The following is a 1,010-nucleotide window of genomic DNA, read 5'->3' on the forward strand; positions in this document are numbered from 1 at the left end:
TGCCCTGGGCAAACAAGCGGTGTGCCAGAGCGCGGTGAGCCTGCACACGGTCTGCGACACCGCGTCGGTACCGCTGAACTGGCGGCTCTACCTGCCCAAGGACTGGGCCGACCCATCCGATCCGCGCCGCGCCAAGACCGGGGTGCCCGACCAGGTCGGCCACCGCGAAAAGTGGCGGCTGGCCCTGGACATGGTCGATCAGGCCCGTACCTGGGGGCTTGGGGACCGGGTGGTGGTGGCCGATGCCGGGTACGGGCAGATCCACGGTTTCCGCCACGGCCTGGCCGAGCGGGGCCTGGACTATGTGGTCGCGGTGCGCGGTGATCTGAACGCTCATCCGGGTGAGGCGGCGCCCGAGGTCCCCGACCGGGGCAGCGGCACGGGCCGTCCGCCTCTGCCGCGCTATCGCACCCCGGCCCGCTCGCTCAAGGACCTGGCCCTGGAACAGGGGCGTGGGGCGTTGCGTCGGTGCACCTGGCGGCAGGGATCCCGGGGAGCGATGCGGGGCCGTTTCCTGGTCCTGGACGTGCGCTTGGCGGGTAGGTCCGCCCGCCAGGCGGCTCTGGAGCGTGCTGGTGGCAGCCAGACCTGGGACGGGGTGTTGCCCGCTCAGACGCTCATCGTCGAGTGGCCGCCCCATGAAGAGGCGCCCACGGACTACTGGCTGTCCAGCCTGCCCGCGCACACCGCGTTGCGGCGTCTGGTGCGCCTGGCCAAGATCCGGTGGCGGATCGAGCACGACTACCGCGAGCTCAAGCACGGTCTGGGGTTGGACCACTACGAGGGGCGGACCTGGCGGGGCTGGCACCACCACGTCACGCTGGTCAGCGCGGCGCATGCGTTCCTCACCCTGCGCAGGCTCGACCCAAAACCGCAGACGTCGGTCTGAGTTTCTACCAGGTCCTCCAAGCATTGCAGGGGGCGTTGCTGTGCTGGACCGGCGTGTGCCACACCTGTCATCAACCACTCGCACAGCAGCGCCCCCTGGACACGAGTTAACGAAGTACTAC

1 protein-coding gene is annotated in these 1,010 nt (G+C 69.9%); it reads left to right on the forward strand.

The genetic code is table 11. The features are described from left to right. On the forward strand, positions 1-889 hold an 889-nt coding region (locus PFX91_RS23015), incomplete at its 5' end, for an IS701 family transposase (protein WP_285735224.1). Between the last annotated feature and the right edge of the window lie 121 nt (positions 890-1,010).

This window comes from Nocardiopsis sp. ATB16-24 (genome assembly GCF_030271535.1).
Lineage (GTDB): Bacteria > Actinomycetota > Actinomycetes > Streptosporangiales > Streptosporangiaceae > Nocardiopsis.